The following is an 18,504-nucleotide window of genomic DNA, read 5'->3' as shown; positions in this document are numbered from 1 at the left end:
ATTGTTTTAACACTTGATTTTCGGTTTCGATAGAGTTTAAATTGGTATCTGAAAGGTATTATTTTCATCTCCTAAGGCGCCCCTTTTCATGACTGACTTCATTTCCTTGCTGGAAAATGGTGACTGGTTGGCGAATTCCAGCGGTCCCCGATACCTGCAGCTGCGGCGGCGCATTCAGCAGGCTATTGACGACGGCGTGCTGAAGGAGAATGAGCCGCTTCCGTCTGAACGCGAGATTGCCTCCATTACGGATCTGTCCCGTGTGACGGTGCGCAAGGCAGTTGCCGGACTTGTTGAGGATCAGGTCGTTGTCCAGAAGCGCGGCAGCGGATCCTTCGTTGCGCCCAAGGTGCATAAAGTTGAACAGCGCCTTTCCAGCCTGACGTCCTTTTCCGAGGATATGGCACGCCGTGGTCTTTCCGCCAGCAGCGAGTGGCTGCGCCGCGGACTGTTTCCAGCTTCGCCTGAAGAAATGTTCACGCTCGGTCTCACGTCCGGTCAGCGCGTTGCCCGCGTCGACAGGCTTCGCAAGGCAGACGGCACCCCGATGGCAATCGAGCGTGCCTCCCTTTCCGAGAGCGTCCTGCCTCATCCGGAGCGGGTCACCACGTCTCTTTATGCGATCCTGCGCGCGGCCGGCTTGCAGCCTGTTCGCGCTATCCAGCGCATTTCAGCCCGCAATCTTGAGCCTATAGATGCCGACATTCTCGGTGTGCCGGCCGGGTCTGCCGGGCTGAAAATAGAACGTGTGTCCTATCTCGCGTCCGGAAATGTCGTCGAATTCACCCGTTCCGTTTACCGCGGCGATGCATATGACTTCATCGCCGAACTTCAGATTTCGGAAGACTAATCCTGATGATTGAAGCAAGTACCATGGCCACGCCGACGCACATGCGCCGGGAAATCGAAGAAATCCCGGACGCTGCGCGCCGTCTGTTGGCCGATGGACACCCGTTGATTCGCGACATTGCAAAGAAGGCAGGCGCGCCGGTGTTCCTGGCAAGCGTCGCTCGCGGTTCTTCTGACCACGCTGCGACGTTTCTCAAATATGCCTCGGAGATCTACCTTGGTCTTGCCATGGCATCTCTCGGCCCATCCGTTTCTTCGGTTTACGGTGGCAAGGTCAAGCTGGGTGAGGCTCTTGTGATTGCAATTTCCCAATCCGGCGCCAGCCCGGACAGTCTCTCGGTTGTGGAAAGTGCAACCGCGCAGGGGGCTTTCACTGTAGGCTTTACCAACACGTCGGGAAGTGAACTGGCAAAGCTTTCCAGCGCCGCGATCGATATTTGCGCAGGTCCTGAGCGCAGCGTCGCAGCGACCAAGACCTTCGTCAATTCCGTCTTGGCGGGCCTGCTGCTTTTGGCGGAAATCGGAGCTGACAAGGAATTGCTCGACGCGTTGGCTGCCTTGCCGGAGCATTTTGAAAAAGCAATCGACAAGGACTGGCGCGCGCTTGCCGAGCCGATCGAGCAGCGGGGTTCGCTTTATGTCATTGGACGCGGACCTGGTCTGGCTATCGCAAATGAAGCTGCGCTGAAATTTAAGGAAACCTGCCAGATCCATGCGGAGGCTTATTCGTCCGCCGAGGTAATGCACGGTCCTGTCTCGATCGTCGAAAACGGTTACCCGATCCTGGCGCTTGGTGTGCGCGATGCAGCCGAAGAGGGGCTAGCCCAGGCTGCGGATCGCATGGTGGACCAGGGCGGAAGTGTTTTTGCAACGACCGACAAGGTGGAACGGGCGGAAAAGCTGGCGTTCCAGGCAACCGGGCATCCATTGACCGACGCCTTGGTGCAGATTGTTTCTTTCTACGCCTTCATCGAATGGTTTGCACGGCAGCGCGGTTTCAATCCGGACGTTCCCAAGCACCTGAAGAAAGTCACCCAGACCGTATGACCTCCACAACCGCCTATCTCTGCAGCCGGGTTTTCGATGGTGAGAAAATCCATGCGAATGCTGCCCTGCTTGTCGAAGATGGCAAGGTGGCTGGCCTTCTTTCTGCCGATCAGGTGCCCGTTGGCGTAGAGACTGTCGATCTTGGCGACGGCATTCTCGCACCGGGATTGATCGATCTGCAGGTCAATGGCGGCGGTGGCTTGATGCTGGGGGATGCGGAAACAGTCGACGATATCGAACGTATTTGCGCCGCCCATGTCAGCCTCGGGACAACAGCTCTGACACCGACTTTGATTACGGACACGCCCGACGTGACGCGCAAAGTCGTTGATCTGGCAATTGCCGCATGGTCGCGGGGCGTGAAGGGGTTTCATGGTCTGCATCTCGAAGGGCCCCATCTGTTCGCGGGGCGCAAGGGGGCGCATGACCCGAATCTGATCCGGCCTTTGGTCCGCGAAGACATGGCTCTTTACCTGCGCGCGGCGCGGGAATTGCCAAGCCTCATCATGACTGTGGCGCCGGAAACGGTGCCGCCAGAACAGATGCGGGAATTGGCTGACGCGGGAATTCACGTCAGTCTTGGCCACAGCGGAGCAACATACCGGCAGTGCAAGACAGCGGCTGAAGCGGGTGCTTCGATGGTCACCCATCTTTTTAACGCCATGAGCCCGTTGCAACACCGCGAACCCGGACTTGTGGGCGCCGCGCTCGATCTGGGCGCGCTCAACGTGGGCATCATTGCTGATGGTGTTCATGTCGACCCGGTCGCGATGCGGGTCGCGCTCAAGTCAAAGACCGGCCCGGGTAGGATCTTTATCGTTACCGACGCCATGTCCCAGACCGGCACCGATGTGACATCCTTCTTTCTCGGAGGTCGGGAAATCTTTCGCCGCGATGGCACATTGACCCTCGAAGACGGCACGCTTGCCGGCGCCGATATAGATTTGCCGGCGTCCTTGAGGTTTCTCACCGGTACACTCGAGCTTCCGGTTGAAGCTGCTCTTGCAATGGCAACCAGTGATCCTGCGGACGTTCTCGGGCGCCCACTCGGTCGTTTCGAAGAAGGCTATCCGGCTGACTTCGTGCAGCTTGGCAAAGCCTATGAGGTCGAGGGCGTATGGATTGCGGGGGAGCAATTCTCGAATACGTAGCCCGGCATATACGCTGGTGGTCTACATACTGCGCCGAACTTGTGGGATTGGCAGCGCGTTCGCCGGTTAGGTCTTGTCGACCTTTTTCAGCGTTGAGCGAACGTTTGGAAGTGTCAGCAGCGTATTCGGTATTTGCAGCAATTCCTTGAAGAAGCGGCTGACCAATGCTCCGCGGCTTGGCGTATAGGGCGATGAAATGAACGATTTCAGACCCCAGCCAATACCGCCGACATTTGGAAGGGCGCGGATAGCGGTTTCGTAACAGCGCCGAACCAGCGCGGAATCACTGTTCTTGAATGAATGCAGCAGGCCGCACCGCTCCATGTCACGCTTGAATTCTTTCGAGATGACCGAGGTTTCGCGTTTCGTGAAAGTCCAATTGATGTTGATGTTCTCGTCTTCCTTGGCAACCACCCGGTGGTACCAATGTGGCGGCAGATAGAGAAGATCGCCTTCCTCCAGATCGAATTTGTAGAACCGCTTGTTCCTCAGCAATCGCTCTTCGTCTTTCAGTAAAGAGAAGTTGGTGAACGGGTAGCACGGTAGCGGTGTTTCGGGCGAAACCAGTACCCATTCCTTACGGCCCTTCACCTGAACTGTGATGACATTCTCGGCGTTGGTATCGTAGTGGAACTCTGTCCGGTTGTTCCTGCTGTTGATCCAGAATCTCCAGGCAACGGAATCTTGCATTATCCGATCGGACGCGAGGATCTCCTTCAGGAAATCCGGCATCTCGATATCTTGTTCGAGTACGGGGGAGCGGCTGACGAAAAAGACACCTCTGTCGCGGACCTTTGGCAGCGTATGGAGTTCTGCTCGTAATCGGCCGGATTGCCACCTTTCCCGCGCGGGCCAGTTTTTTGCTAGTCCCTTAATCAGCAGGGGCTGTTCCTTGTCGCAGTAGGCTTCAAGAAATTCGGCATAACCTGGTGCTGCGGTTACGGTGGCAATGGTGTGTGTGTTGTCGCCGCTCATAAAAGGTACCACGCATTTGAAGATTTGCGGGTTCAGGGGCGCTGGATCTAGCTGCGATTTTCCATGATGCTCCCTTTGGAGAAATCACGATAGGAGCAACCTGGAGCTTTATCAAGAAGCGCTATTCAACAACGCAGAGCCAATGGAGGCGCGATCTTCGCTATAAACGTAGCCAGGAAATGTTGTTTAGGAAGATGGCGCGGAACGTTACTGCTGCGAAAGACGAGCTCGCATCAAATGGCTGTCGTTTTTTGAGGCGTGCAGATTGTTGCAAGATCAAACGTGAATAAGATCAACCTGGACACTGAACGGTGTCCCAGCCTTCAGAAACGCAGCATTCGGGAGGATTAAGAAGAGGTGGTGATGGCTCCCCAGGCCGGACTCGAACCAGCGACCCAGCGATTAACAGTCGCTTGCTCTACCAACTGAGCTACTGGGGATCACCACGCTCGGGGCCAGCGCGTTGCCGCCCCGTCGATGGAGATGCGTATATCAAAGGCTTGATCCGTTTGCCAAGCCCCCGAGGGCGTTTTTTTCATCAAGCCGTCATTTTTTTGATCTCGGTGTGGAAAACTCGATATATTTCAGATGGCTAGGCGTTCTGTCGAGCTTGGAAAACCCTACGTTTCGCGACGATTGGAACACCCCGGGCAGGCTAAATCCGCTGTGCCTTTTTCTGACTTTGTCGCAATAAGGCGTCCGTGTTGACTGCCTGGCCGATTTTCAAGGTTAGTCGTCAGCGACTTTCTGCTGCTTGTGTCGGCCTCAAGATACGTTTAGGAAGAAACCGACGGTTCCGGAAAAGGCCTTGCCTGATCCGGATGAAACGGGAATCCGGTGCGGTCTTTTTCAAGTCCAGATCCGGAGCTGCCCCCGCAACTGTGAGCGGTGAGTGGCTGTACGAAAACCACTGGCGTCCTGATGGGGCCGGGAAGGGGTACAGACCGCGCTGAGCCGCAAGCCAGGAGACCGGCCGTCACATTGTCAACCCTATGGCGCTGTCGGGCGGACGGCTGGGAGAAGGAATGACGCATTCAAACGGCGAGAGGACGACGCTGGTCCTCGGCGGTGCCCGCTCCGGAAAAAGCCGGTTCGCGGAAAAGCTTGTCCATGAAACCGGTCTGCAAAAAATCTATATCGCGACTGGTGCTGCCCACGACGATGAAATGGCCAGCCGGATCGCCGCTCATAAAGATCAACGCGGCCCGTCCTGGCTCACCGTGGAAGAACAGCTCGAACTTGCAGCGGTACTTGAAAACGAATGCAGGCAAGACCGGGTGGTTCTTGTTGACTGCCTGACCCTGTGGCTGTCGAACCTGCTGTTTGCAGACAAGGACATCCCCGCCGAAACGGCGCGGCTTTGCGCGGTTCTGAAGGATCTTCAGGGGCCGTGCGTTTTCGTTTCCAACGAAGTTGGTATGGGGATCGTGCCGGAGAACCGTCTGTCGAGGTCGTTCCGCGATGTGCAGGGACGACTGAACCAGGATATGGCGCATAGGTGCCAACAGGTCGTCTTCGTTGCTGCGGGCCTGCCGATACTTTTGAAACCCACATCACAACCGGATATCAAATTATGACCACTTCATCCCTGCAGCCGGGCGCAAAAATTCCGGCAACGATCGTCACTGGGTTTCTCGGAGCAGGCAAGACCACGCTGATCCGCAATTTGCTTACCAATGCTAATGGCAAACGCATTGCACTTATTGTCAACGAGTTTGGGGACATGGGCTTCGACGGTTCCCTGGTGAATGGATGCGCTGATCCCGATTGCGCCGCGGAAGAGGTGGTTGAGCTTACCAATGGCTGCATATGTTGCACCGTTGCCGACGATTTCCTGCCAACCATGGAAATGCTGCTCGCGCGGGACAATCCGCCGGAGCATATTGTAATCGAAACCTCTGGCCTGGCTCTGCCGCAGCCGCTCGTTCGGGCCTTCTCCTGGCCGAGCGTCAAGCCGAAGGTAACGGTAGATGGTGTTGTCACGGTGCTGGATGCTGCTGCACTCGCTGAAGGCCGGATCGCACTTGATGAAGATGCACTTGCCGCGCAGCGTGCCGCCGACGAGGCTCTTGATCATGACAGTCCTGTTGAAGAACTCTTTCACGACCAATTGCGTTGCGCAGACCTCGTCGTTCTCAACAAGGCTGATCTCGTCTCCGAAGACGCTTTGAAGCATGTGCATGAGAAGATCGCCGCCGATGTTCGTCCGGCGGTTCACGTGGTGACATCCGAAAAAGGCACGCTTCCGATTGAAGTTCTGCTCGGCAGAGGCTCTGCTGCCGAGGACGATATGGCTGATCGGCACGAGCATCATCACCATCATGATGACCACGACCATGACCATGACCATGACCATGACCACGATGATGATGATCATGATCATCACCATGACGACCATCATCACGATCATCACCATCACGATGATTTTGAAAGTCACGTGCTGGCAGTCTCGTCTTTCGCCAGCCTGAAAGATGCAGAGGCAAAGGTTCTGGAAGCCATGGCGCAAAAAGGCGTCCTGCGCATCAAGGGGGCCGTAAAAATCGAGGGCAAGGCAGCACCTGCAATGGTTCAAGCTGTCGGACCGCGTGTCGAAACCTGGTTCGCCGCCGGCGCCGAGAGCAGTGGCAGACTGGTCGTGATCGGTTTGAAGGGCCTCGACTTGACTGCGGTTCGTGGCCTGCTGGGTGAATTGACGGCTGCTGCCTGACACGCTGGATAGAAGCTGGAAATAAAGACCAAGCATGCACATTCTCGCCAGCCAGACGCGCCGGATCGATGACGGTGGGGACGCGGTCGATCTCGGCCAGTCTCCCGCCGACATTCTGTTCCTGTCCGCTGCAGACACCGAACTGGGAAGCTTTGCCGCTGCGCAATCACGGCTTGGAACAGGCCGGGCAGACCTGCGGCTCGCCAATCTCATGGCCCTGTCGCATCCCTATTCGGTCGATCTTTATGCCGAACAGACCGTCCGAGGCTCTCGGCTGATCGTTCTGCGAATTCTGGGTGGAGTGGAGTACTGGCGCTACGGCCTGGAAAGGTTTGAAGAAGAAGTCCGCGCGAATGGCATCGATCTGATCGTTATTCCGGGCGACGACAAGTGGGACGAAGAACTGACGTCCCGCTCCACCCGATCACCAGCGGAAGTGCATCGCTTTTGGCGATACTGTGTGGAAGGCGGCGCGGAGAATTACGCCAATGCCTTGAGATATGCAGCGCACCTGATCGGAAAGGGAGAAGAGCCCGCGCATCCGGTGCCTCTTCCTCGCGCGGGTATCTATCTTTCTGGCAAGGCGGCCCCCGATATAGCGCAACTGAAGGCCTCCTGGCGGAATCCTGAAAGACCTGTTGCAGCGATCACTTTCTACCGCGCTCTGGTGCAAGGTGCCCAAACCGCACCACTGGATGCGTTGATCGCTGCTCTCGACAAAGCCGGTGTAAATGCACTGCCGATCTATGTTTCCAGCCTGAAGGAAGCGGAATCCGTCGCCGTTCTGGAAAGCTTGTTCGATGAGGCGCCGCCTGATGTCGTGTTGAACGGTACTGCCTTCGCCGTCTCGAAGGCCGGAGCAGCCCATCAGCCAACGCCGCTCGATCGTCCCGGCAAACCCGTGTTGCAGGTCGTCTTTTCGTCTTCCTCCAAAGAGGGCTGGGAAGACAGCGATCAGGGCTTGTCGATACGTGACCTCGCCATGCATGTCGTCTTGCCGGAGATTGACGGCCGGATCTTGACCCGTGCTGTCTCATTCAAGGAAGAAGGGGTCTTCGATGAGGCCACCCAGTCGACGCCGGTTGCCTTTACGCCTGTTCCGGATCGGATCATGTTTACCGCGGCGCTTGCGGCCGCCTGGGGGAAACTTGGCCGGAAACCGGCTGCAGCCAAGAAGTCGGCTCTTATCCTGGCAAACTATCCGAACCGGGACGGGCGTCTTGCCAACGGCGTAGGGCTCGACACGCCTGCGTCATGCGTTCATTTGCTCAAGGCCATGGCCGCCGCGGGCTATGACGCCGGTGAGGTTCCAGCAAGCTCCGCCGATCTGATGGAAATCCTGACTTCGGGCGTAACCAATGCCCTGGAGGGCCGATCAGGCAAGGAAGAGTATCAGGCCTTGTCGCTTCAGGACTACGAGCGCTCCTTCGACAGGTTGCCCGACATTGTTCGGTCAGCAGTTGTTGATCGTTGGGGAGCACCGTCGGACGATCCTCATGTAACGGATGGCCATTTCCGCCTGGCCCTGCACCGGTTCGGCAATCAGGTGGTCGGTATTCAGCCGGCGCGTGGCTACAACATCGATCCGAAGGAAACCTACCACGATCCGGCATTGGTGCCGCCGCACCACTACTTTGCCTTCTACATTTGGCTGCGGGAACAATTCGCCGTCGATGCCGTCATTCACCTCGGCAAACACGGCAATCTGGAATGGCTGCCCGGCAAGGCACTGGCCCTCGCTGAAAGCTGTTTCCCGGAAGCTGTTCTGGGGCCAATTCCGAACATCTACCCTTTCATCGTCAATGATCCAGGCGAGGGGGCGCAGGCCAAGCGACGAACCTCGGCCGTGATCGTCGATCACCTGACACCGCCTTTGGCCCGGGCGGAGAGCCATGGCGTCGCCGAAGAGCTGGAGACGCTGCTTGATGAGTATTATCTGGCGAGCGGCGTTGACCCGCGCCGCCTGAAGGCATTGACGCGGGACATCCTGGACACCGCTGCGCGGCATGGTCTGGACAAGGATATCGGTATTACCGAGACCATGGACGAGGAAACCCGCCTTGCGCGCCTCGACGCTCACTTGTGCGACCTGAAGGAACTGCAGATCAGGGACGGGCTGCATATTCTTGGCGAAAGTCCCGAAGGCGATCTTCTGATGGATCTGCTGGTTGCGTTGGCAAGGGTACCGCGAGGCAACAGGCCGGAACAGCAGAGCCTGCAAAGGGCTATCGCTTCGGACCTCGGTTTTGAAGGCTTTGATCCACTGGATTGCGATTTTGCTGCCCCCTGGCAGCAGTGTCGATCGGAGCACCTCGCAAATGTTCTGGAGGCTCCCTGGAGATCGCAAGGCGATACGGTCGAACGTATCGAGATTCTTGCCCGCGAAATCGTTGCGGATAATCGCGGAGTGCCTGAGGCGTGGCAATCGACCCTTGCTGTTCTGGATGATCTAAACCAGGTTCTGCGACCGGCTGTAACCGGCTCCGGACACGCTGAAACAAGCGCAGTGCTGACGGCATTGGAAGGAGGGTTCGTTGCCCCCGGGCCTTCCGGCGCGCCTTCGCGTGGGCGTCCGGATGTGCTGCCCACTGGCCGGAACTTCTACTCCGTCGATGTACGCGCAGTGCCGACCGAAACCGCATGGCGGCTCGGCTGGCAATCCGCATCTCTCGTTGCAGAGCGGTACTTCCAGGAAGAAGGCGAATGGCCGAAATCGCTGGTCCTGACATGTTGGGGCACTGCCAACATGCGAACCGGAGGTGACGACATTGCCCAGGCGCTGGCGCTTATAGGGGCGCGTCCGGTGTGGGAGCAGGGTTCGGGCCGTGTCACCGGGTTCGAAATTCTGAAGCTTTCAGAACTTGGACGACCGCGTGTCGATGTTACCTTGCGGGTTTCCGGGTTTTTCCGCGATGCCTTCCCGCATCAAATGGATCTTTTTGACAGCGCCGCCCGTGCGGTCGGTGCGCTTGAAGAACCGGACGAAGCCAATCCGATTGCCGCACGAATGCGATCGGAAAGTGCACGGCTTCAGGCTGAAGGGCTGGACAAGAACGAAGCCGAACGCAGGGCCGGGTTCCGTGTCTTTGGCTCAAAACCGGGTGCCTATGGTGCTGGTCTGCAGGCGCTGATCGACGAGAAGCTTTGGGAGGAACGTTCGGATTTTGCCGATGCCTTTCTGACATGGGGTGGTTACGCCTACGGTGGCGGTGCGGAAGGCTCCGTCGCCAGGCACGATCTCGAAACGAGGCTGAAAACCGTGGACGCAGTCCTGCACAATCAGGACAACCGCGAACACGATCTTTTGGACAGTGACGACTATTATCAGTTCGAGGGCGGACTGGCAGCGACTGTCGAAGCACTGAAAGGCGAAGCCCCGACGGTCTACCACAACGACCATTCGCGGCCTGAGCGTCCGGTGGTCCGCACCCTTTCGGAAGAGATCGGCCGCGTGGTGCGCGCTCGTGCGGCAAATCCGAAGTGGATCGCAGGTGTCATGCGGCATGGCTACAAGGGCGCGTTCGAGATGGTTGCGACGCTCGACTATCTGTTCGCGTTTGCCGCGACCACCCGTGCCGTGGGAGATCACCATTTTGATCAGCTGTATGACGCCTACGTGGATAACCAAGCCGTTCTGGATTTCCTCAAGGACGCCAATCCGGCGGGTCTCACCGAAATGCTGGACCGCTTTCATGAAGCAATTGAACGCGGCCTCTGGACGCCGCGACGCAATTCGACCCATGCTGCGCTGAATGATTTGAAAACAAGACTGGAAGGGACGGACGCATCGTGACCGCCGACAAGGACAAGCCGGAACTGACCGAAGAAGAACTCAATGCCCGCCATGCCGAGAAGATGCGCAAGAAGAAGGCCGCACGTGACAAGATCATGGCGACCAAGACCATCGAAAAGGGCTTGCTGATCGTCCACACGGGCAAGGGCAAAGGCAAGTCGACAGCCGGTTTCGGAATGGTGTTCCGTTCTCTCGGTCACGGCCACAAGGTGGGCGTGGTGCAATTCGTAAAGGGGCGGATCGAAACCGGTGAGCGCATGGCTCTGGAACGGTTCTCCGATCTCGTCACGATCAAACGGATGGGTGAGGGGTTCACGTGGGAAACACAGGACCGGCAGCGGGATATCGATGCGGCGAACGAAGCCTGGCAAGCCGCCAAGGACATGATCACGTCTGGTGAATACCGCCTGATCCTGTGTGACGAGCTCAACATCGTTCTGCGCTACGATTATCTGGACATCGCCGAAGTGGTCGATTTCCTGAAGAACGAAAAACCGGACGATGTGCATGTCGTCATCACGGGGCGCAATGCCAAGGACGAGCTGATCGACATTGCAGATCTTGTCACCGACATGACCCAGATAAAACACCCCTTCCGGTCTGGTGTGAAACCACAGGAAGGCATCGAGTTTTAAACCCGGGCACTTGGATCACGAAACCCAGAGGTAATCAAAGGGGATCGAGGATGAGCAAGCTATTCGACCACAGTCTTCGCACGGCCTCGCAGGCGCATGTTGAAACGGTCCGGAAATACGAACTGTACCGAACCGTTGTCGAATTTCTGGCTGCATTGACGTTTCTTGTCGGCAGCGTCTTCTTTTTCTACGACAACCTAATGTACGCAGGAACATGGTTGTTCGTGATCGGATCCGTTCTCTTTGCCGTTCGGCCGACAGTTCGCTTGATGCTGGAATTGCGGCTCGCCAATCTTCCGGTACCAAGCGAATTTCGGCCATATGGCGCAGCACCATTCGGCAAAGATTGACGTTGCATGGTTGAGACAAAAGCGGCCGGCAAGGTACCGGCGATCATGGTCCAGGGCACAGGCTCGAATGTTGGCAAAAGCCTGATCGTCGCCGGTCTGTGCCGTCTCTTTGCCAACCGTGGCCTGAACGTTCGCCCCTTCAAGCCGCAGAACATGTCAAACAACGCTGCTGTAACAGCCGACGGCGGCGAAATCGGCCGGGCCCAGGCGCTTCAGGCCATGGGCTGCCGCGTTCCGTTGAGTGTTCACATGAACCCCGTTCTGTTGAAGCCCGAAACCGACACCGGTGCTCAGGTAATCGTCCAGGGCAAGCGACATTGCACGATGCGGGCGCGCGAATATGGAAAGCAGAAAGCTCAATTATTACCGAAGGTTCTGGAGAGTTTTTCGATAAACGCCTCAGGTGTTGATCTGGTAATTGTCGAGGGGGCAGGAAGCCCTGCGGAAATCAATCTCCGCACTGGAGACATCGCCAACATGGGATTTGCCGAGGCGGCGGATCTGCCGGTGATCCTGTGTGCGGATATAGATCGCGGCGGGGTTATTGCATCAGTCGTCGGAACTTGTGCTGTGCTGGAAGAAAACGAACGGCAGCGCATCAAGGGCTTCTTCATCAACCGGTTCAGGGGAGACCCGAGCCTGTTCGACGAAGGCTTGCGAGAAATCGAGCAGCGCACCGGTTGGCAAGGTGTCGGTGTGGTCCCGTGGTTTGCGGATGCAGCGAAACTTCCGGCTGAAGATGCGCTCGGTCTGGCGGACGGATTTGGTGACGGGGGGCTCAAGATCGTTGTTCCCGTGATCTCGCGGATCGCCAACTTCGACGACCTGGATCCGCTCCGGCTTGAACCGGGTGTAACGCTTGAGCTTGTTCAACCCGGCACCCCGTTGCCGGGAGACGCCGATGTCGTGCTTTTGCCCGGGTCCAAGTCCACTGTTGGTGACCTTGCCTTTTTCCGCAGACAGGGTTGGGACATAGATCTCAAGGCACACCACCGGCGGGGCGGGCACATCCTGGGCGTCTGCGGTGGATATCAGATGCTGGGCAAGGTCATCTCGGATCCGGACGGTATCGAGGGATCCCCCGGAACGGTCGAAGGCCTGGGATATCTGGATGTCGAGACCACCTTGACGGCAGATAAATCGACCGTTGCCGCACGCGCGACCCATGTTGCCAGCGGAGCCTCTGTCTCCGGCTACGAAATTCATGTTGGCCGAACGTCCGGGCCAGACTGTACCAATCCCATGATGCGCCTTGATGATGGTCGGTCCGATGGTGCGGTCTCAACGGATGGCCGAGTTTACGGAACCTACATTCACGGCCTGTTCACCGCCGATGCGTTCCGGACAGCATACCTGAATGCCTTCGGGGTGCGCTCAGACATCAGTTATGACAGGGACATAGACAGGATTCTGGATGATCTTGCAGGGCATCTGGACAGCGTCCTCGACGTGGAGGCCATCCTGAAGATCGCACGCGGTGCTGATGAAAACGCCTGACCTAGAAGGCCAGCAATAGCGCCAGAATTGCGATCAGCAACGCCTCGAGTGCGTAGCAGCCAATGAGGATCCTCAAGGCGCGCGAAATATCTTCTGCCCTCGCATCCTTTCGTCCACTCGCATTCAGATACCGGTCATTGACGGTGTAACCCGGATAGATCCGAGGTCCTGCAAGAGCCAGGTTCAATGCGCCTGCCATGGCCGCCTCCGGCCAACCGGCATTTGGCGAGCGGTGCTTGCGGGCGTCGTCCAGAATACAGGCAATGCTCTTGCGGACCGAGCCCCGGGACAAGGGCGCACACAGGGCGATAAACAGCCCTGCCAGGCGCGAGGCGGGCAGGTTGACCAGATCGTCGAAACGGGCAGCCGCCCAGCCGAAGTCGGCATAAACCTCGTTCTTGTGGCCGATCATGCTGTCGGCTGTATTCACCGCCTTGTAGACGATCAATCCGGGCAGGCCGAGCACGGCGAACCAGAATACGGGCGCCACGATACCGTCGGAATAATTCTCGGCGCAGGATTCGATGGCTGCCCGCGAGACACCGGCTTCGTCCAGCCGGTTCGGGTCACGCCCGACAATCAAGGAAACCGCCTTGCGGCCACCTTCCAACCCGTCCTTCAACAGGCCATCCCGCACGGCTGCCACGTGACGGTAAAGACTGTTTTGGGCGATAAATACCGCAGCTACGACAGCTTCAAGCACCCTGCCATATGGCAGCCACTTTGCAACCGCTTCAATGACGACGCCGGCAAGTCCGGCGCTGGCAAGCAGCGCCAGGAGTGTCAGCACGCCGCCGAGCTTGCGTGTCGCCGGTGCGAATTCCGTTTTGTTGAAATGCCGGTCGAACAGGCCAATCAACTTGCCGATCCAGACAACTGGATGCGGCAGACGTTGCCACATCCAGTCGGGGTCACCGATCAGGGCGTCCAGCAACAGCGCGGCGAGAAGCAGCCAGAGAGCGTGGTCGTAAAGCAGCATCCCGGTCCGTCAGACCTCTTTTAGCGCTTCTGCAAGAGCGTCTGTCAGACGTTTGAGATTTTCCGGTCCTCCTGGAAGGCCAAAGCGGATCCAGGTGGGTGCGTAGTCGAAGATCCGCGTCCAGATCCTTCTGCGGGCAAGGGCCTCATGCAGGCCCTTGGGATTGCGCAGACCGGCAAGCGCATAGAGAGGCGTGCCGCCGAAGACACTGAGACCTGCCTCGGAAAGCGCGACTGTCAGGTCCGCCATGTCTTCGATCAACTGCCTGGTTGTCCGATCTTGCCAGGTGCTGTCACGCAGTGCCCTGGCCCCGATTTCCAGTGCCGGTCCGCTGAGGCTCCAGCTGTCCAGCAGGCCGGACATTCTGGAAATGGCGGTTTTTTCGCCTGCAAGAAATCCGATCCGCAGTCCCGCAAGACCGAAGAACTTTCCGAAGGACCGCAAAACGACAACGTTTTCGGTTCCGATGTGCGGCAGCAAGGTCGCGCCCGGTACGACATCGGCAAAGGCTTCGTCCACCACCAGATAACCGCCGCGTGCGCTCAGTGTCCGCGCGATTTCGATCAGGCTTTTGACATCTATCAGACGTCCGTCCGGATTGTTCGGATTGACCAGAACCACGATCTTTGCATCAGCGGGCAGGGAGTAGACGCTGGATACTTCGATAGGTGCTCGGCTTTCCCGCGTCCAGGCATCCCTGTGGCTGGTATAGGTGGGCGAGGCGAGAACGACCGGCCCTTCAGGAAGGATGGTCGGTAGAAGCGACAGCAGGACCTGTGTTCCAGGCGCTGCACAGACAGCGAGATTGTCGGGAATGCGATAAGCTTGGCGAGCAGCTGCAATCAGGTGTTCTTCGGCGCCGCGTGCCGGCAGGCTGGTCCAGGTGGACAGCGGCAGGTCGTCAGGCACGGGATAGCTGTATGGATTTATCCCGGTTGATAAATCCAGCCAGTCGTCATGCGTTCCGCCAAAGCGCTCAATCGCAAGGGTCAAATCCCCGCCGTGTTCCATGAAAATGCCTCTTGCAGTTGGCAGGTCGGCCGATCTGCCTTTCGTCACACATCTAGCCGGTAGGAAGGCCAAAAGTACAGACGGTTCCCGACATGCGTTGCCGCAAGAACGTCCTGCGCTTTTGTTCGTCCTGTCCCAAAAGCTGTTATGCGCTGTTGCCTGCCTTTTCAAACATTTATCCGTGTTCGGTACCGCGCTTCTGTCATTAGGGTGCAAGTGAGGCGGGTAAGGACGAAGGCGACGCAACTTTGGGCGCATTGACAGATCCGTCAAAGTGCAGAAAAAAAGAACAAAAGAAGAACAATGTGCACCGAAGGACGCCTCGATGGCAAAGACCAGCCACCATTCACCATTGCAGGACGTGGAACGCGACGCCCTGCTGGCTCAGCTTGCGCTGGCGCGGCAGGCCTTGATCAAGGCGCAGCGCGGCATGCGCCCCAGATCCGGACTGTCACGCTCTGCCGCTGCGGTGATAGAGGAAATCGACGAGTTTGCCTTTGTGCTGACCGGTTCGACCGAGTTTTTTCACACAGAAGCTCACGGAACGCCGCCAAGACAACCCGGTTGATCGTGGCGAGGGCCGACCGCACGATTGGATTGATCAAAGCCCTCGTTGGGTCTCGGAAATCAACTGGTCGACAATCCTGTCGAGAATGTCCTGGGGCAGATGACCGTCTTCAGGAATATCACCAGCCAGTTCCAGCTGGCGTTCTGCGGAGGTGCCCCTGGCGGCGATTTCCCTCAAATGGTTCACGTCGGACACGCAGTCAAAATGAACTGCGTCCGGAAGAATGAGTTCAATCAGTTCCTCGATCATGTCCGGAAAGGCTGCCGTTTCGTTGCGGCCGAAATCGATCAGTTGTGCATTTGTGCCGTGTCGTTGTGCCTGCCAGCGGTTTTCCGCCAGGAGAAACCGTGAATATTGCCGCCAACCCTGATTGGCGCGGCGCAAGCGGTAAAGCATGCGGCACAGGCATCTGAAAGTCGCCGCTATGGCGACGGCATCGTCGAGCAACGGGCAGACATCGGTAATGCGCATTTCCAGTGTCGGAAACCGGTCGGACGGGCGCAGGTCCCACCAGATCTTGGTGGCATCTTCGATGACACCGGCGCGAACGAGAATGTCGACCGTGTGCCGATAGTCGAAGTAACTGTCGAATCCGGGTGGCAGGCCGGTCCGCGGCATTTCGTTGAAAACCGACAGGCGATAGGACTTCAGGCCGGTGTTCCGACCACGCCAGAACGGGGATGAAGTGCTCAGTGCGAGCAGGTGCGGCAGGAAATAGGCGAGCTGATTGAACAGCTCGATGCGCAGTTCTTCGTCTTCAATACCGACATGAACATGCATTCCGCAGATCACCATGCGCTTGACCACGAGCTGCATGGTCCTGGCGATCTCGTTGTAACGTTCCTTGTCTGTGTGCGGCTGGTCCGTCCAGTCGGCGAAGGGGTGGGTTGAAGACGCAATCGGCGCCAGGTCGAACACTGCCGCCTCGCGCGCAATGGTCTTGCGGAAATAGCCGAGTTCCGTGCGTACTTCCTGCAGACTGGAGCAAACCGGTGTTCCAACCTCGATCTGACATTTCAGAAATTCAGGACTGACCCGTCCTTCGAGGGCCGTTTCGCAGGCCTTGAACAGTTCCGGTGGCGGCGAACTCGCCAACATGCGGGTCGATCTGTCGACGAGGAGATATTCTTCCTCGACGCCAATGCTGAAACTCGGTTCCTTCATGCTAGGCAGCTTCCGTGCTGTTACAGCGGTCGGTCAAGGCAGGATAAATGCGGATGGAGCACCTGAGAAACGATCGACACCCGCATCCTTGCCAAAATCTACCAGATGTTACCCGCGCCAGGCGTATAGGCAGCACCCATCACCGTGTTCGCCTTGACGATGTCGCACTCAAGAATGCCGGAAAACCTGGCGATTGGAGTGCTTGTCTCGGTCATGCTGGCAGAAACCTTGAATTTGCTGCCGGCCGAGATCTCGACAGTGTCCATGCCCTGGATGAGCACGCTTTTCGGCGCACTGATGATGACATCCTGGTTCTGTAGCGAAATCACGCTTTCCAGATCAGCTATTCGGTTTTCCAGGTCATTGATGCGCTGGCGCAAGGCTTCCACAAGAGCCGCGGTATTGTCGCTCGCGGAAACCGCTTGCGGTGTCTTGCGCGGCCGGGGCGGTTCAACGCGTTTCATGGTTGATGTCGTGATCACTCGCGCCGGTTTGCCTGGCGCTGGCGGACTTCCACCTGGTGTTTTCATGGCACATCCCCTTTTTCAAGGCTTCTGGACAGAAGCTAACATGACGCTAGGGAAAGATGTAGCATCGGCTTCGTTCAAGACAACGAACGCCTGAAAACATGCAATGATCTGAAAAAGTGTCTGGAGGCCCCGACCGGAATCGAACCGGTGTACACGGATTTGCAATCCGCTGCGTCACCACTCCGCCACAGGGCCCCTAGGTGGTGTGCCGCGCCTTATCAAACAGTTGCGCGTTTTGGTCAAGCCCTGTTTTCAACGTCGTACACATTTCCACCGTTGCCGATTATCGATTTGAGGAAAGCCATGAGTTGCTGCTTATTTTCCGCAGAAACCGGGTGCCATCGCAGGATCTGCTCGCGCGCATACTTGTCAGGCAGCCTTTGCATCGCTAATGAACGTTTCTCAAGAGGCGCCGGTAATCCGGCATGTCAAAGTGAGGGCCGATATGACGGACTTTAATCAGTCCCGCCGCAAGATGGTGGATAACCAGCTGCGCACCAACGATGTGACCGATCACCGGATCCTGGACGCAATGGAAGTGGTGCCGCGCGAGCGCTTCGTTCCCGCATCCAAACGTGCCGTTGCCTATATCGACGAAGATCTGCCGATTGGAGCAGTCGAAACCGGCCGCATGCTGATGAAGCCGCATATTTTCGGAAAGCTGGTTCAACTGGCGGATATCCGGGAAGGCGATGTCGTTCTGGTCATTGGAGCTGGCACCGGTTACAGCGCTGCAGTCGTATCCAAACTTGCTGCTTCCGTCGTGGCTCTTGAGGAAAATCCGGACCTTGCCAAGACGGCAACCGAGGTTCTGGTCGATCTCGGCATCGAAAATGCGGTTGTTGTGGAAGGCGCACTGGCAGCAGGATATTCTTCTGAAGGACCTTACGACGTCATTTTCGTGGACGGAGCCGTCGAGGTGCTGCCAAAGGCTCTGACTGACCAGCTGAAGCCGACAGGACGTCTGGCAGTGATTGAAGGACGCGGTGGTGCTGGCGTCGCCAAACTCTACCAGAAATCGGGTTCAGCGGTGAGCAGCCGATTCGGTTTCAATGCCTCCGTTAGCGTGCTTCCTGGCTTCGACAAGGCTGACGAATTCGTTTTCTGAGCGATCAATTTGGTCTGGACTGACAGAAACCCGCCGAATGATGGCGGGTTTTTGCTTTAAAAGCGGAGAAATGGCTTAACGCAGCGATAACTTGTTGCCATTAAGCCGCACTCGCGGAAATTCGCAATTATCCGCTCTCA

General features: G+C 57.5%; 16 protein-coding genes, 2 tRNA genes and 1 riboswitch. Of the genes, 11 read left to right on the top strand and 7 right to left on the bottom strand.

All coding sequences use genetic code 11. The features are described from left to right. The first annotated feature begins 88 nt into the window (after positions 1-88). Genes HCG46_RS17225 through nagA form a run of 3 tightly spaced genes read left to right on the top strand, consistent with a single transcriptional unit; the run spans position 89 to position 3,047 of the window. Positions 89-850, top strand: coding sequence for a GntR family transcriptional regulator (locus HCG46_RS17225; protein WP_075283015.1), 762 nt, complete (start codon positions 89-91; stop codon positions 848-850). A 5-nt stretch (positions 851-855) separates the two neighbouring features. Next, positions 856-1,896, top strand: a complete 1,041-nt coding sequence (locus tag HCG46_RS17220; protein ID WP_168686898.1) for an SIS domain-containing protein — start codon at positions 856-858, stop codon at positions 1,894-1,896. Continuing rightward, positions 1,893-3,047 (top strand): N-acetylglucosamine-6-phosphate deacetylase, encoded by a 1,155-nt coding sequence (gene nagA / locus HCG46_RS17215; protein WP_168686897.1) that lies wholly within the window; start codon positions 1,893-1,895, stop codon positions 3,045-3,047. The genes HCG46_RS17220 and nagA overlap by 4 nt, the downstream gene beginning before the upstream one ends. Positions 3,048-3,113: 66 nt before the next feature. On the opposite strand, the gene HCG46_RS17210 is transcribed toward nagA, so the two are convergent. Further along, positions 3,114-4,022, bottom strand: coding sequence for a cupin-like domain-containing protein (locus tag HCG46_RS17210; RefSeq protein WP_075283013.1), 909 nt, complete (start codon positions 4,020-4,022; stop codon positions 3,114-3,116). A gap of 364 nt (positions 4,023-4,386) precedes the next feature. Continuing rightward, positions 4,387-4,462, bottom strand: a tRNA-Asn gene (locus tag HCG46_RS17205). 334 nt (positions 4,463-4,796) lie between these two features. After that, positions 4,797-5,015: riboswitch (cobalamin riboswitch) on the top strand. Between the two features lie 32 nt (positions 5,016-5,047). Here HCG46_RS17205 and cobU point away from each other — a divergent pair. From cobU to HCG46_RS17175, 6 genes are read left to right on the top strand one after another with little or no spacing between them, the layout of a single operon-like run. Beyond that, positions 5,048-5,599, top strand: coding sequence for a bifunctional adenosylcobinamide kinase/adenosylcobinamide-phosphate guanylyltransferase (gene cobU, locus HCG46_RS17200; protein ID WP_075283043.1), 552 nt, complete (start codon positions 5,048-5,050; stop codon positions 5,597-5,599). Continuing rightward, positions 5,596-6,729: a cobalamin biosynthesis protein CobW gene (gene cobW, locus HCG46_RS17195; protein ID WP_152506674.1), complete on the top strand. Its 1,134-nt coding sequence runs from the start codon at positions 5,596-5,598 to the stop codon at positions 6,727-6,729. Before cobU ends, cobW begins: the two co-directional genes overlap by 4 nt. Before the next feature lie 34 nt (positions 6,730-6,763). Beyond that, complete coding sequence (cobN, locus tag HCG46_RS17190) at positions 6,764-10,522, top strand: cobaltochelatase subunit CobN (RefSeq protein WP_168686896.1); 3,759 nt, start codon at positions 6,764-6,766, stop codon at positions 10,520-10,522. Then, on the top strand, positions 10,519-11,157 hold the full coding sequence (cobO, locus tag HCG46_RS17185; protein WP_022998764.1) for a cob(I)yrinic acid a,c-diamide adenosyltransferase: 639 nt from the start codon (positions 10,519-10,521) through the stop codon (positions 11,155-11,157). The genes cobN and cobO overlap by 4 nt, the downstream gene beginning before the upstream one ends. A gap of 50 nt (positions 11,158-11,207) precedes the next feature. Further along, entirely contained in the window at positions 11,208-11,507 is a 300-nt protein-coding gene (locus tag HCG46_RS17180; RefSeq protein ID WP_168686895.1) for a YrhK family protein, read from the top strand. Positions 11,508-11,513: 6 nt separating this feature from the next. Then, positions 11,514-13,004 (top strand): cobyric acid synthase, encoded by a 1,491-nt coding sequence (locus HCG46_RS17175; protein WP_168686894.1) that lies wholly within the window; start codon positions 11,514-11,516, stop codon positions 13,002-13,004. Between the two features lies 1 nt (position 13,005). On the opposite strand, the gene cbiB is transcribed toward HCG46_RS17175, so the two are convergent. Together cbiB and cobD are read right to left on the bottom strand one after the other, a co-directional pair. Continuing rightward, positions 13,006-13,983: an adenosylcobinamide-phosphate synthase CbiB gene (gene cbiB / locus HCG46_RS17170; protein ID WP_168686893.1), complete on the bottom strand. Its 978-nt coding sequence runs from the start codon at positions 13,981-13,983 to the stop codon at positions 13,006-13,008. 9 nt (positions 13,984-13,992) lie between these two features. Beyond that, positions 13,993-14,994 (bottom strand): threonine-phosphate decarboxylase CobD, encoded by a 1,002-nt coding sequence (gene cobD / locus HCG46_RS17165; RefSeq protein ID WP_022998760.1) that lies wholly within the window; start codon positions 14,992-14,994, stop codon positions 13,993-13,995. A 325-nt stretch (positions 14,995-15,319) separates the two neighbouring features. On the opposite strand from cobD, the gene HCG46_RS17160 reads away from it, so the two are divergent. Beyond that, positions 15,320-15,562, top strand: a complete 243-nt coding sequence (locus HCG46_RS17160; protein WP_168686892.1) for a hypothetical protein — start codon at positions 15,320-15,322, stop codon at positions 15,560-15,562. A gap of 33 nt (positions 15,563-15,595) precedes the next feature. On the opposite strand, the gene HCG46_RS17155 is transcribed toward HCG46_RS17160, so the two are convergent. From HCG46_RS17155 to HCG46_RS17145, 3 genes are all read right to left on the bottom strand, one after another. Then, the gene (locus tag HCG46_RS17155; RefSeq protein WP_062491674.1) at positions 15,596-16,726 is read right to left on the bottom strand and encodes a carboxylate-amine ligase; all 1,131 of its coding nucleotides are present in this window, start codon (positions 16,724-16,726) and stop codon (positions 15,596-15,598) included. 98 nt (positions 16,727-16,824) lie between these two features. Continuing rightward, positions 16,825-17,190, bottom strand: coding sequence for a hypothetical protein (locus HCG46_RS17150; protein ID WP_022998757.1), 366 nt, complete (start codon positions 17,188-17,190; stop codon positions 16,825-16,827). A 187-nt stretch (positions 17,191-17,377) separates the two neighbouring features. Then, a tRNA-Cys gene (locus tag HCG46_RS17145) sits at positions 17,378-17,451 on the bottom strand. 250 nt (positions 17,452-17,701) lie between these two features. On the opposite strand from HCG46_RS17145, the gene HCG46_RS17140 reads away from it, so the two are divergent. Next, the gene (locus HCG46_RS17140; protein ID WP_031268553.1) at positions 17,702-18,364 is read left to right on the top strand and encodes a protein-L-isoaspartate O-methyltransferase; all 663 of its coding nucleotides are present in this window, start codon (positions 17,702-17,704) and stop codon (positions 18,362-18,364) included. The last annotated feature ends 140 nt before the right edge of the window (positions 18,365-18,504 follow it).

It is taken from the genome of Labrenzia sp. PO1 (assembly GCF_012273635.1).
In the GTDB taxonomy this organism is placed as follows: domain Bacteria; phylum Pseudomonadota; class Alphaproteobacteria; order Rhizobiales; family Stappiaceae; genus Roseibium; species Roseibium algicola.
The sequence above is the reverse complement of the archived record's forward strand: the minus strand, read 5'-3'. Positions and strand labels throughout refer to the sequence as shown.